Below are 12,485 nucleotides of genomic sequence, written 5' to 3'. Positions count from 1 at the left end.
CGACCTTTCTTAATGCATAATTCGGCGAACTGAATAAATGTCTCGAAGCTGCTTAATGCGCTCAACCACTTTATGAAGGTGACTGATGTTATGAATAGAAATTGACATATGAATCGTAGCCATTTTGTTTCGGTCCGATTTTCCTGAAACGGCTGAAATATTCGTTTTAGTCTCGTTTACAACCTGCAGAACTTCATTTAGTAAGCCTCTGCGGTCGTATCCGGAAATTTCAATTTCCACGTTAAACTCTTTGCCTTCTTTAATATGTGTTTCCCACTCTACAGGAATAAGGCGGCTTTCAGCATCATCTGTGTGAACGTTTAAACAATCTGCTCTATGAACAGATACTCCTCGCCCCTTTGTAATAAAACCAACAATCTCATCTCCAGGAACTGGATTACAGCATTTAGACAAGCGAATCAGCATGTTCTCTACACCCGGTACGATAACCCCGGAATCTTTTCGTTTATGCTGGCGAACACGCTTAGCCGCAGTATCGCGTGCAATATCATCAATTTGGATCTCTTGTTCTTGATCGCGCTGCTTTCTCCACTTCTCGGTTAAACGATTAGCTACTTGAGCCGCAGTTAATCCGTTATACCCAATAGCTGCATACATATCATCTTCGTTTGAGAAATTAAACTTCTCCGCTACTCGTTTGATATTATCAGCTGTTAATACTTCTTTTAAGTCAAACTCCATTTGACGAATTTCTTTTTCAACCAGCTCTTTGCCTTTTTCAATATTTTCATCGCGGCTTTGCTTTTTAAAGAATTGGCGAATTTTATTTTTGGCTTGAGACGTTTGAGCAAGCTTTAACCAGTCCTTGCTTGGACCATACGAATGCTTAGACGTCAAAATTTCGATAATGTCCCCCGTTTTCAAACGGTAATCAAGCGTAACCATCTTGCCGTTGACTTTTGCTCCAATGGTTTTATTTCCGATTTCAGAATGAATACGATAGGAAAAATCAATTGGAACAGAACCCGAAGGAAGCTCAATGACGTCGCCTTTTGGCGTAAAAATGTAAACCATGTCAGAAAACAAATCAACTTTTAGAGATTCCATAAACTCTTCTGCATCGTTTGCGTCATTTTGAAATTCTAAAATTTCTCTAAACCACGTCAACTTTTCTTCAAATGAAGCATGCTCAGCTGTTTTTCCCTCTTTGTAAGCCCAGTGAGCAGCAATTCCATACTCAGCAATTTGGTGCATGTCAAACGTTCGAATTTGAACTTCTAACGGATCACCTTTTGGTCCGATAACCGTCGTATGAAGAGACTGGTACATATTTTGTTTTGGCATTGCAATATAATCTTTGAAACGTCCTGGCATTGGCTTCCAGCACGTGTGAATAATTCCTAACACCGCATAGCAGTCTTTAATGCTATTTACAATAATGCGCACAGCTAGTAAATCGTAAATTTCATTAAACTGCTTGTTTTGCAGTGCCATTTTACGATAGATGGAATAAATATGTTTTGGACGTCCTGAAATTTCAACTTTAATCGACACTTCATCTACTTGCTCTCGAACTTCATCAATAACTTCAGCCAAATACTGCTCGCGTTCCGCACGCTTTTTCTTCATCAAATTTACAATGCGATAATATTGCTGAGGATTTAAGTAACGTAAAGCTGTATCTTCAAGCTCCCACTTAATTTTTGAAATACCAAGACGATGAGCAAGAGGAGCAAAAATTTCAAGCGTTTCATTTGAAATGCGTCGCTGTTTTTCCTGCGGTAAATGCTTTAGCGTACGCATATTATGAAGACGATCCGCAAGTTTGATCAGTATGACTCGAATATCTTGAGCCATTGCTACAAACATCTTGCGGTGATTTTCAGCCTGCTGCTCTTCTTTAGACTTATATTTAATTTTTCCCAGTTTCGTTACGCCGTCTACTAACATTGCTACTTCTTCATTAAAAGCTTTTTCTAAATCTTTTAGTGTTATCTCTGTATCTTCAACCACATCATGTAGAAATCCAGCTGCAATTGTTGCTGGATCCATATCTAGATCAACTAAAATTCCTGCGACTTGAATCGGGTGGATAATATATGGTTCACCCGACTTGCGATATTGTTCTTTGTGAGCTTCTTTTGCAAAATCATATGCTTTTTGTACAAAAGCCACGTCTTCTTCATTTAAATATCGCTTCGTATTGTCAATGACCTGTTCCGCTGTTAGGACTTGCTCATTTGCCATGAAATCACCTTTTATCAACTAGCATTTTTAATTCATATTGTAACTATTATCTTGAAAAAATCCAAGGATGTAAAGCCTTTGCGTTTAATTTATCAAATTTACATCATTTCCATTTTACGTATTAACGTTTTTTAACGAAAAAAGAGCACCTGTATCAGGTACTCTTTTTTATGTGATCGTTCTTCTTAATACGTCATTAATGTGAATACATCGTAACCGTCTAGTTTGTCACGGCCGTCAAGGTAAGAAAGTTCAATTAAGAACGCAGCTCCAACAACAATTCCACCTAATTCTTCGACAAGCTTAATTGTCGCTTCAATTGTACCGCCTGTTGCTAATAAATCATCTGTAATCAACACGCGCTGACCTGGCTTAATTGCATCTTTGTGAATCGTTAATACGTCTTTACCGTATTCTAAACCGTAATCTACTTTGATTACTTCACGCGGTAATTTTCCTTCTTTACGAACAGGTGCAAAACCGATACCTAACGCATATGCTACTGGACAACCAACGATAAATCCGCGAGCTTCTGGCCCTACAATAATATCAACTTGTTTATCATTCGCATATTTTACAATCTCATCCGTTGCGGCACGGTATGCATCACCATTGTCCATTAATGTTGAGATATCTTTAAATGTAATACCTGGTTTTGGCCAGTCAGGTACAATTGTAATATAATCTTTAAAATTCATTCTAATGTTGCCTCCTCATTCAATCGAACGCTTAAAAATATCTTGAAATTGATTTTTAAGCTGTACATATGACGTATAAATAAAGTTTTTTTCTATTTCAATCTGCTGCTGCTTTTGGCGATAAGTCGCAGATTCTATTAAATCACGTTTCGCAGAATTTTTCACTAACGAAATTAAGCCATTGTTTATTGTAACAAATTCTAACTCAAAAAACACCTTTGCCATAAAATCAATCGTTTCTTTTGACCAGCCCTTATGAATCGCTAAATCTTCTTTGTAGCGTTTTAAATCAAATGGACCCTTTTTCGCTAAAAAGCCGTAAAACCATTTAAAATGATCGCGAGTTGGGATTGTATCAAAATAATGGTCTTCTTCCGTTAAGAAAATAGCGTATATTCTAGAAGGGATACCTTGGACAAACAAACATTCAAGCCATTTCCGTGAAGGAGGCAAATCTAATAAAACGATCTGTTCCCCTGCAAACATACATGCTTTTGCCTGTTCTTCATCTTGAATAAGAACAACATGCTCCATCGGCAGCAGCGACTTATATTTATCAATTGTTGAAGCATGAAAAGCAACAACTTTCATTTGATCCGTAAATACCTGCTGAAAGAAACGTTTGACATCAACTGCACTGCGATAATCAAACATCTGCCATTCATCTACAGAAATATCTTCCACCATCAGCTGCGGCTTGCGCATATTATTCCACTCATTAATAGATAGTTCACCTACTAATGATACTTTAGCTATAGGAGATACTTCATCTAATATATAGCCTAACCCAAATCCTACTGCATCAACCGATACACCGCTGTCTTCAAATACGAGTTTTAAATGATTTTTATTAGCACCAATTTTCCGCATAGATGTTGTATGAACATCTTTAATGAGAACTTTTGGCTTCGGGTTATGCATACCAAATGGAGCAAGCGCACTCATTTGTTCAATGTTTTCCAGCGTAATTTCCTCTGTTGTGCATACTGTATCAACTGATGTAATTGGAATAAAATCCTGTTCGGTTAACACGTTGCTTGCTTGTTCATTAAGACGTCTGCGCAGCTCTTCTACATCATCGCTGTTTAATGTCATGCCGGCTGCCATTGGATGCCCTCCAAAATGCGGCAAAATGTCACGGCACTTAGATAAGTTCGCGAATAAGTCAAAACCTTCGATACTTCTTGCTGAACCTTTGGCAATACGGTTTTCAGAGTCAATACTTAGTACAATTGTTGGTCTATAGAATTTTTCTACGAGCCTAGAAGCGACAATTCCAACAACGCCTGCATTCCATCCTTCTCCCTCTACAATAAGAACGCTGTTTTCATCCGGAGGATACATACTCTCAACAAATTCAACGGCTTCTTCTGTAATATCGTTTACGATTTGCTGCCTTTCCTTGTTTAACGCATCAATTTCTTTAGCTAAACCTTTTGCCTCTTCAGCATTTGTCGTCATAAGTAAATGAACAGCTGGATCGGCATCTTGAAGACGTCCTACTGCATTAATGCGAGGAGCCATCGCAAATCCAATTGTATCCTCATTAATTTCTTCACGTTTTACTCCACATACGCTCAGCAGCGCTTCAATTCCGGTGCGCTTCGTGAGCTTGAGATAATCAAGACCTTTGCGAGCAATTAAGCGGTTTTCGTCGACTAAAGGAACTAAGTCAGCAATCGTCCCAATTACTGCTAGTTCTAACAAATGTTCCGGAAGCTCCCCTAACAGCGCATGAGCGAGTTTAAAAGCCACTCCTACACCTGCCAGTTCTTTAAATGGATATGTACTTCCCGGCAGCTTTGGATGAATAATTGCATAAGCATCCGGTAAAACCGGCCCCGGCTCGTGGTGATCAGTAATAATTAAATCAAAGTTTAATTCACGTACATACGCAGTTTCTTCGACTGCCGAAATACCTGTGTCTACCGTAATCACCAGCTGATAGCCGCCTGCGCTTATTTTATCAAATGCCGCCTTATTCGGCCCATAACCTTCTGTAAAGCGATTAGGAATATAAAAATCAACATCAGCGCCAAGCTGCTGTAAAGCAGATAACATAACAGAGGTGCTGCTGACGCCGTCAGCATCGTAATCTCCATAGATCATAATTTTTTCATTATGATCAATTGCTTGCTGAATGCGAGCTACTGCTTTGTCCATATCGTGCAATAAAAACGGATCGTGGAACGTTTGTGCATCAACGTGTAAAAACTCACGTGCCGCTTCTACTGTTGTCATGCCTCTATTAAGTAATAACGAAGCTACTAGAGGTGTAATATTGAGGTTTTCTACAAATTCATTAACAAGTTGTTCATCACATTCTTGAACATTCCAACGTTTTTTTGACTGTAACATGTCTCTTCACCCCTTAACCCACATTATTATACTAGAGTGGATGAAATGGAGCAACGAAAGAAAATAAGCACATTTTTCTGACAGTACGGCTTGAATTTTAACGCACAAAAAAACGTGCGAACACTTCGCACGTTTTTGAATTACTTGCTTTCTACTTCTTTTTGTTCCTCACGCTTCAACTGTTTTCCTTTCCACACAAGCCATAGCTGAGCAGCAATAAACACAGATGAATATGCACCAAGGATTAAGCCTACTAACAGGGCAATTGAGAAGTTTTGAATCGATTCACTTCCGAATAGAAGAAGTGCTACAACTGCAATTACAACTGTTAACACGGTGTTCATTGAACGAGTAAACGTTTCACGCAAACTTAGATTTACGATAAACGCCAAATCGTCAAACGATTTGGATTTAAATTTCTGCATATTTTCACGAATGCGGTCAAACGTAACGATCGTATCGTTAATTGAGTAACCAACAATCGTCAAGACAGCAGCAATAAACGTTAAATCAACCTCTAACTTCGTTAAACTAAAGACCGTAACGATAAAGAACGCATCATGCAACAGGGCAAGCACGGCTGCAAGCGCCATGTAAAATTCAAATCGAATCGTTACATAAATGATAATTCCGATTGAAGCAATTACAATCGCCATCATTGCATTTTTCGCCAGTTCTTTTCCTACTGTCGGTGAAACGGTGCTTACATTTGGTTCAGAACCGTATTTATCTTTAAAGTGATCTTTTAAATTGGCAATTTCTTTTTTATTCAAGACCCCAACTACACGTACGACACCCGTATCATTACTTTTCCCTGTAATAACTACGTCATCTGTTTTGATATCGAGAGACTTCATTTCGCGCTGTATCTCAGCCTGCGTAACGGTATGATTTGCCGGAATCTCTATGCGAGTTCCGCTCGTAAAGTCAATACCGAGGTTCAGCCTGAACACAGCAACCGAGATAATACCGATAATCACAAGCACGCTTGAGAACGTGAAAAATGCTTTACGGTATTTAACAAAGTCAATTTTATCCCACGCTGTAGGTAAAACGGTTGTGCCGTCATCTTTGCTTAAATCGTGAATTTGCTCTTTCTTCACGCCAAAGTAGCCTGGTTTTTTATCAAACCAGCGGCTGTTTACTAAAAGACTCATTAGTAAACGAGTACCATAAACAGCAGTTACAAAGCTTAGCACAATCCCGATCATTAACGTTGTGGCAAATCCTTTTACTGAACTTTGACCATAAAAGAATAATACAAGAGCCGCTAACATCGTTGTAATATTGGCATCAAAAATGGTCGCAAGTGAACGACGATTCCCTGCCCGGTAAGCCGATATAACAGACCTTCCTGTTTTCAGTTCATCTTTAATCCGCTCGTAGGTAATGATATTCGCATCTACTGCCATACCTACACCGAGAATAAGAGCCGCAATACCTGGAAGCGTCATAACCACGTGCATCCAGTCAAATACCACTAAGTTTAAGTAGATATAAAAACTGAGTGTAATAACGGCAATAAGCCCCGGTAAACGATAGAAAAACAGCATGTAAAGGAAGATAATTCCGATGCCGATAATACCCGCTAATATAGTCGTATGAAGAGCTTCTTCTCCAAACTGTGCTCCAACGGATGTAGAGTATAACTCATCTAATTTAACCGGCAGCGACCCGGCATTTAGCAATTCCGCCAGCTGCGTTGCACTTTTCACTGTGAAGTTGCCACCTGAAATCTCAACATCTGGCTGTGTTAACACGCTGCTAACAGAGGCTGCAGATAGATACTTCGGATTTTGTTTTGTCGCTTCTTTTTGGTACGAGTCTTTTCCTTCTTCATAATCCAGCCAAATGACAATTAAATTGTTAGGTGCTGGTTTTTGAGAAAGCTCTCGCGTGATCTTTTCAAATTTTTTCGCATTTTTTAACTTTAGTGAGACGCTAGGCTGATTGCTTTGGTCAAACGATTGCTTTGCTCCGCCTTGCGCTAAGTCTGTACCATCCATCAGCACCTTATCGTTCACGTCACGGAACGTTAAGTTTGCTTGAGTTGATAACAGATCCCTGGCTTGCTTTTGATTCGTGACACCAGCTAGCTGAACGCGGATGCGGTCGTTTCCTTCAATTTGAATGCTGGGCTCACTAACTCCCAGTACATCGACACGTTGACGGAGCGCTTCAACCGTGCTGTTAAGTGCCTTTTTGTCAATGACATCGCCTTTTTTAGCTGGACTGACTTTATATAAAATTTCAAATCCACCTTGAAGGTCGAGGCCAAGTTTAATATCTTTTGTAATTCCAGTCATCGTTGTTCCGATTGTACTAAACACAAGCAGTACTAAGAGGAAAAAGGCAACGATACGTCCTCTTTTAACCATCGACAGAAAATCCTCCTTCTTATGTAAAAAACATGAAATGATAACAATAGATAAATGACCAATCTAATTATCATTCATAACCTAATGTCTGTCAAATAAAGACCTTATCAAATTTTAATACATGTATTTTACAAGCTCTACTTTAATAATTCTTTCCAGTCTTCTCCATTATTAACACTTGAGAACATATCAGATTTATAAGATTCAATTGTTACATAACTCATCACCTGCGTGATCTTAACAGATAAAATATCATTTACAACTTGATGGAGAGATAGCTCCCTTTCTTTTTTCCATTTTTTCATTTCTAAATAACTCAATAAATCGTTCTCCGTTACTTCTTCATATCCAAGCATATGAAATTCTTCCATTTTGCTAGATAAGACAGGCTGTATAAGTTCTTTCGAAGCTGAAATAAATGGATGTGTCATATCGATCCTCCTTTCCGTTTGACATTTTGCGTAAAATTTCTTTCTCGTATGAGGAATACTTGTCATGCTTGGACACCGGGGGCGCATATATTCACTGTATAAACCTCAAGAAAGAGTGAGTATATGTCTAAATTTTTACAGGGAACTATTATTTTAATAATTGCTGGCTTAATTACACGTGTACTCGGGTTTGTCAATCGAATTGTGGTGGCTCGAATGATTGGAGACGAAGGTGTGGGACTTTATATGATGGCGGTCCCCACGCTGGTATTAGTAATCACCTTAACACAGCTTGGGCTACCGGTTGCCATATCCAAGTTAGTGGCAGAAGCAGAAGCTTTAGGTGACAGGCATAAAATAAAAAAAATACTTGTCGTCTCTTTAAGTATTACGTGTACGCTGAGCATTTTATTTACGCTCGGACTAATATTATTCGCTCCCGTTGTAGCAAAAACCTTCTTTACAGATTCACGTACGATCTATCCGCTGCTTGCGATTATTCCAGTTATTCCAATCATCGCCGTCTCGTCTGTCATCCGCGGATATTTTCAAGGAAAGCAGCAAATGAAGCCTGCCGCTTATTCTCAAATTATCGAACAAGTCGTGCGCATTACGTTAATTGCCGTATGTACAAAAGCATTTTTGCCTTATGGAATTGAGTACGCTGCGGCTGGCGCTATGCTATCTTCCGTATTTGGAGAACTAGCTTCACTGTTTTATATGGTGTTTATGTTCAAGCGAAAGAAGAAAATAACGGTAAGACGAAAATTTTTTGCTTCTTTACATGCGGGCAAAGACACGTTCTTTGATTTAATGCGAATCGCTCTTCCCACGACAGGAAGCCGCATGATTGGGTCAATTTCTTGGTTTTTAGAACCGATTGTAGTAGCTCAAAGTTTAGCAATTGCAGGAGTAGCGACAGCTGTAGCAACGAAGCAGTATGGAGAATTAACAGGCTTTGCACTCCCTCTCCTGATGCTGCCTTCTTTTGTAACGGTGTCTCTATCCACTTCTTTGGTTCCCGCAATCAGTGAATCTCTTGCACAGAATCAAATGAAACAAATCGAATATCGGCTTCATCAAGCTCTCCGCTTGTCGTTTGTAACAGGCGGACTGGCCGTTGTTGTTCTTTATGTATTTGCTAATCCGGTAATGGAATTGATGTATGGTTCTGACAAAGCTGCTATTTTTGTCAAAGTAATGGCGCCTTTTTTTATCTTTTATTACTTTCAAGGGCCGCTTCAAGCTGTTCTGCAGGCGCTAGACCTTGCAAAAGCCGCCATGATTAACAGTTTTATAGGAGCAGCGGTCAAAACATCTCTTATCTTCTTACTCGCAACTCAGCCCAATTTAGGCATTATGGGAGCTGGCCTTGCGATTGTTGTGGGAATGATGCTTGTCACTCTTTTACACCTGTCTACCGTCATGAAACAAATTACGTATAAGCTTCATGTGTTTGAGTATCTTCGCAGTTTTTCTGTAATGGGAATATCAGGTTTTACCGGACACTTCGCTTATATGAACCTTTTCACTTCCATCCCTTTGAGCTTACGAACCGTTTTATCGATTGCACTTACAAGTTTTGTATACGTACTGTTTTTGCTGCTTTTTAGACTGATAACAAGAGAAGAATTAAACCGTTTTTCTGTTTTACGCTATTTTAAACGAAAATAAAACGCGGAGCAATCCGCGTTTTATTGTTTCACATCTACCAAATCTATAAAAAATTTTCCTTTGTCGTAGCTACAATATGAAATCTTATCTAAGTTTGAATACCCTAGCTTTGCCAGCTCTGTCCTTAACCATTCCGTCGTTTTATGTTCATGCAGCAGATGCTCTTCTTGAATAATGCCGTCAATGATAAAAGGCAAATTCAAATTGCCTTTTTCACCTGATTGCTGATCTTTTTCAAACACGGATAGCCTTCCTGAAGATTCTAAAATAGCAAATTCAACATCAGCTACATTTTTTATATTTTTATCTCGCAGCTGCACGAGCAAATCATTGAAGTTATATCGCTGCCTTTTCATTTCATGTTCGTTTATTTTTCCATTTTCAATAATAATGCTAGGCTTTCCATCAATAAAATTTCGCATTCGATTGCTTTTAAGAGACCATATAGCTAAGCCAATTTGAATAATAAGAAGCGTTAACATCGGAAGAATTGAATGCAGCAAAGGATCTTTTGGATTTTCAATAGCCATTACTGCCATTTCAGCAATCATAATAAAGACCACTAAATCCAATATGCTCAGCTCCCCTATTTCCCTTTTACCCATAACGCGAAAAATAATTAAAACTACTACATATAAAAGAACGGTTCGCGCAACCATGATCAACAACTCCACCGCAAAGACCTCCTTTATGTATTCCCTTGTAGTTTGTACCATTTATTTTAAAATAGCCTTACTTTTACGCGTCTATTTTGAAGGTCTCTCGAATATGCTCGTACTAAGGGTTCACCTATCTTTTTATTTCATGAGGGGGAAACAAGTTGGGTGCAAAACGAATGAGCAACGCTGTATTTGCAGGAGTGGCAACAGTCTTGGTGATGGGTTTAGCAATTAGCATTATCTTTTCGCTTATTTTAAAATTTACATCGGTTGAAGAACAGTCGGTCCGTTTATTTTTACTTATTCTCTCATTTATCACACTGTTTATCGGAGGATTTATCGCGGGAGGACGAAACGGCTCAAAGGGACTTCTTGTTGGAGGAGCCACTGGTGTTTCTTATTCTTTTTTAATGTTTTTACTACAATTCCTCGGCTATAGTCACCTGTTTTCTGCACAGCAGCTGTTATTTCACGCTGGATTTATTGGAGTCGCTATTCTCGGGGGAATTGTTGGCGTAAACATTGCCGGTTCACGAGAAGCATAAAAAAACGTCACGTACATGTACGTGACGTTTTTTTATTAATCTACGCTTCTTACTTCACGAATAGCATTGCGATCAAACGTTAATTTTGAACCGTCAGTGCTGCGAACCACAACTTGTGACTCATCAATTGCGTCTACCAAACCGTGCATACCGCCAATTGTAACAACCTTATCACCTTTTTTAAGTGCTGATTGCATTTGCTGTACGTTTTTTTGACGTTTTTGCTGTGGACGGATTAACAAGAAATAGAAAATGACAAACATTAAAAGTAATGGCCAAATATTTTGTAAAACACCCATGAAAACTCCTCCTTTTATTTATATTATCAACAGGTACTCATTCATAAATTTGATGAAAATTCCTGTAGTGACCTAGAAATTCTTTGCGTCCGGGCCGTTAAACCCATATTTTTCAAAGAACTCATCGCGGAAATCGCCAAGTCGGTCTTCGCGAATGGCTTCACGGACTTGCTCCATTAAGTTTAGCAGAAAATATAAGTTATGGTAAGATGTTAAACGAATTCCAAACGTTTCATTGCAACGAATTAAGTGGCGAATATACGCTCTTGAATAATTTTGACATGTATAGCAGTCACAGTTTGGATCAATCGGACCGAAGTCTTCTGCATATTTTGCATTTTTAACAACAAGACGACCTTCGCTTGTCATAAGCGTTCCGTTACGTGCAATACGCGTTGGTAATACGCAATCAAACATATCGATCCCGCGAATCGCTCCATCAATTAACGAGTCAGGTGATCCTACTCCCATTAAATAACGTGGTTTGTCGGTTGGTAAGTATGGCGTCGTAAACTCAAGCACACGATTCATTACATCTTTTGGTTCTCCAACTGACAGGCCTCCCACAGCATAACCTGGGAAGTCCATTGAAACTAAATCAGCTGCACTTTGACGGCGTAAATCTTCAAACTCTCCGCCTTGAACAATCCCAAAAAGACCTTGGTCTTGAGGGCGGCTGTGAGCCTCAAGGCATCGCTCTGCCCAGCGGCTTGTGCGTTCAACTGAACGTTTTAAGTAGTCATATTCTGCTGGATAAGGTGGACATTCATCAAATGCCATCATAATATCAGACCCAAGCGCATTTTGAATGTCCATCGCTTTTTCTGGAGATAAGAAAAGCTTGTCTCCATTCAAATGGTTGCGGAAATGAACTCCTTCTTCTTCAATACGGCGCAAATCACTTAAGCTAAAAACTTGGAAGCCGCCTGAATCCGTTAAGATGGGACGATCCCAGTTCATAAATTTATGAAGGCCTCCCGCTTTTTTAACAATTTCATGACCCGGACGAAGCCATAAATGATACGTATTACTTAAAATAATGCCTGCTCCCATTGCTTTTAAATCTTCCGGAGACATTGTTTTTACTGTAGCTAATGTGCCTACTGGCATAAAAATAGGCGTTTCAAATGAGCCGTGAGGCGTATGGACAATCCCTAAACGCGCTCCTGTTTGTTTACAAGTTTTTATATGTTCGTAACGAATTGCTGTCATTGATGTATTCCTTTCATGTTAAA

General features: G+C 39.2%; 10 protein-coding genes. 2 read left to right on the top strand and 8 right to left on the bottom strand.

Annotation, left to right across the window (positions count from 1 at the left end):
* Positions 1-9: 9 nt before the first annotated feature.
* The 5 genes from AC4NPH_RS12480 to AC4NPH_RS12460 form a co-directional block, all read right to left on the bottom strand.
* Positions 10-2,208: a RelA/SpoT family protein gene (locus AC4NPH_RS12480; protein ID WP_013059308.1), complete on the bottom strand. Its 2,199-nt coding sequence runs from the start codon at positions 2,206-2,208 to the stop codon at positions 10-12.
* Positions 2,209-2,393: 185 nt separating this feature from the next.
* Positions 2,394-2,906, bottom strand: coding sequence for an adenine phosphoribosyltransferase (locus AC4NPH_RS12475; RefSeq protein ID WP_013059309.1), 513 nt, complete (start codon positions 2,904-2,906; stop codon positions 2,394-2,396).
* Between the two features lie 15 nt (positions 2,907-2,921).
* Positions 2,922-5,264 carry a single-stranded-DNA-specific exonuclease RecJ gene (gene recJ / locus AC4NPH_RS12470; RefSeq protein WP_063672719.1) on the bottom strand — a complete coding sequence of 781 codons (2,343 nt, stop codon included), beginning with the start codon at positions 5,262-5,264 and terminating at the stop codon, positions 2,922-2,924.
* A 140-nt stretch (positions 5,265-5,404) separates the two neighbouring features.
* On the bottom strand, positions 5,405-7,642 hold the full coding sequence (gene secDF / locus AC4NPH_RS12465; protein ID WP_013059311.1) for a protein translocase subunit SecDF: 2,238 nt from the start codon (positions 7,640-7,642) through the stop codon (positions 5,405-5,407).
* Between the two features lie 137 nt (positions 7,643-7,779).
* Entirely contained in the window at positions 7,780-8,073 is a 294-nt protein-coding gene (locus AC4NPH_RS12460; RefSeq protein ID WP_013059312.1) for a post-transcriptional regulator, read from the bottom strand.
* Between the two features lie 123 nt (positions 8,074-8,196).
* Here AC4NPH_RS12460 and spoVB point away from each other — a divergent pair, with 123 nt between their 5' ends.
* Positions 8,197-9,747, top strand: coding sequence for a stage V sporulation protein B (gene spoVB / locus AC4NPH_RS12455; protein ID WP_029320125.1), 1,551 nt, complete (start codon positions 8,197-8,199; stop codon positions 9,745-9,747).
* A 20-nt stretch (positions 9,748-9,767) separates the two neighbouring features.
* Here the strand turns inward: spoVB and AC4NPH_RS12450 are convergent, their stop codons facing one another.
* Entirely contained in the window at positions 9,768-10,421 is a 654-nt protein-coding gene (locus AC4NPH_RS12450) for a DUF421 domain-containing protein (protein ID WP_029320123.1), read from the bottom strand.
* A gap of 146 nt (positions 10,422-10,567) precedes the next feature.
* Here AC4NPH_RS12450 and AC4NPH_RS12445 point away from each other — a divergent pair, with 146 nt between their 5' ends.
* Positions 10,568-10,951: a TIGR04086 family membrane protein gene (locus tag AC4NPH_RS12445; RefSeq protein ID WP_013059315.1), complete on the top strand. Its 384-nt coding sequence runs from the start codon at positions 10,568-10,570 to the stop codon at positions 10,949-10,951.
* Between the two features lie 35 nt (positions 10,952-10,986).
* Here the strand turns inward: AC4NPH_RS12445 and yajC are convergent, their stop codons facing one another.
* Both yajC and tgt read right to left on the bottom strand, forming a co-directional pair.
* On the bottom strand, positions 10,987-11,250 hold the full coding sequence (gene yajC, locus AC4NPH_RS12440; RefSeq protein ID WP_013059316.1) for a preprotein translocase subunit YajC: 264 nt from the start codon (positions 11,248-11,250) through the stop codon (positions 10,987-10,989).
* Positions 11,251-11,322: 72 nt separating this feature from the next.
* Positions 11,323-12,462 (bottom strand): tRNA guanosine(34) transglycosylase Tgt, encoded by a 1,140-nt coding sequence (tgt, locus tag AC4NPH_RS12435; protein WP_013059317.1) that lies wholly within the window; start codon positions 12,460-12,462, stop codon positions 11,323-11,325.
* Between the last annotated feature and the right edge of the window lie 23 nt (positions 12,463-12,485).

This window comes from Priestia sp. MDV22-iso46 (genome assembly GCF_058629175.1).
This window is presented reverse-complemented; position numbering and strand designations above follow the sequence as displayed.

Bases quoted from the DNA above. Each gene is read 5' to 3' on its own strand.
- AC4NPH_RS12475 (WP_013059309.1), bottom strand. From the start codon at position 2,906: ATGAATTTTAAAGATTATATTACAATTGTACCTGACTGGCCAAAACCA.
- tgt (WP_013059317.1), bottom strand. From the start codon at position 12,462: ATGACAGCAATTCGTTACGAACATATAAAAACTTGTAAACAAACAGGA.
- recJ (WP_063672719.1), bottom strand. From the start codon at position 5,264: ATGTTACAGTCAAAAAAACGTTGGAATGTTCAAGAATGTGATGAACAA.
- AC4NPH_RS12460 (WP_013059312.1), bottom strand. From the start codon at position 8,073: ATGACACATCCATTTATTTCAGCTTCGAAAGAACTTATACAGCCTGTC.
- AC4NPH_RS12480 (WP_013059308.1), bottom strand. From the start codon at position 2,208: ATGGCAAATGAGCAAGTCCTAACAGCGGAACAGGTCATTGACAATACG.
- yajC (WP_013059316.1), bottom strand. From the start codon at position 11,250: ATGGGTGTTTTACAAAATATTTGGCCATTACTTTTAATGTTTGTCATT.
- spoVB (WP_029320125.1), top strand. From the start codon at position 8,197: ATGTCTAAATTTTTACAGGGAACTATTATTTTAATAATTGCTGGCTTA.
- secDF (WP_013059311.1), bottom strand. From the start codon at position 7,642: ATGGTTAAAAGAGGACGTATCGTTGCCTTTTTCCTCTTAGTACTGCTT.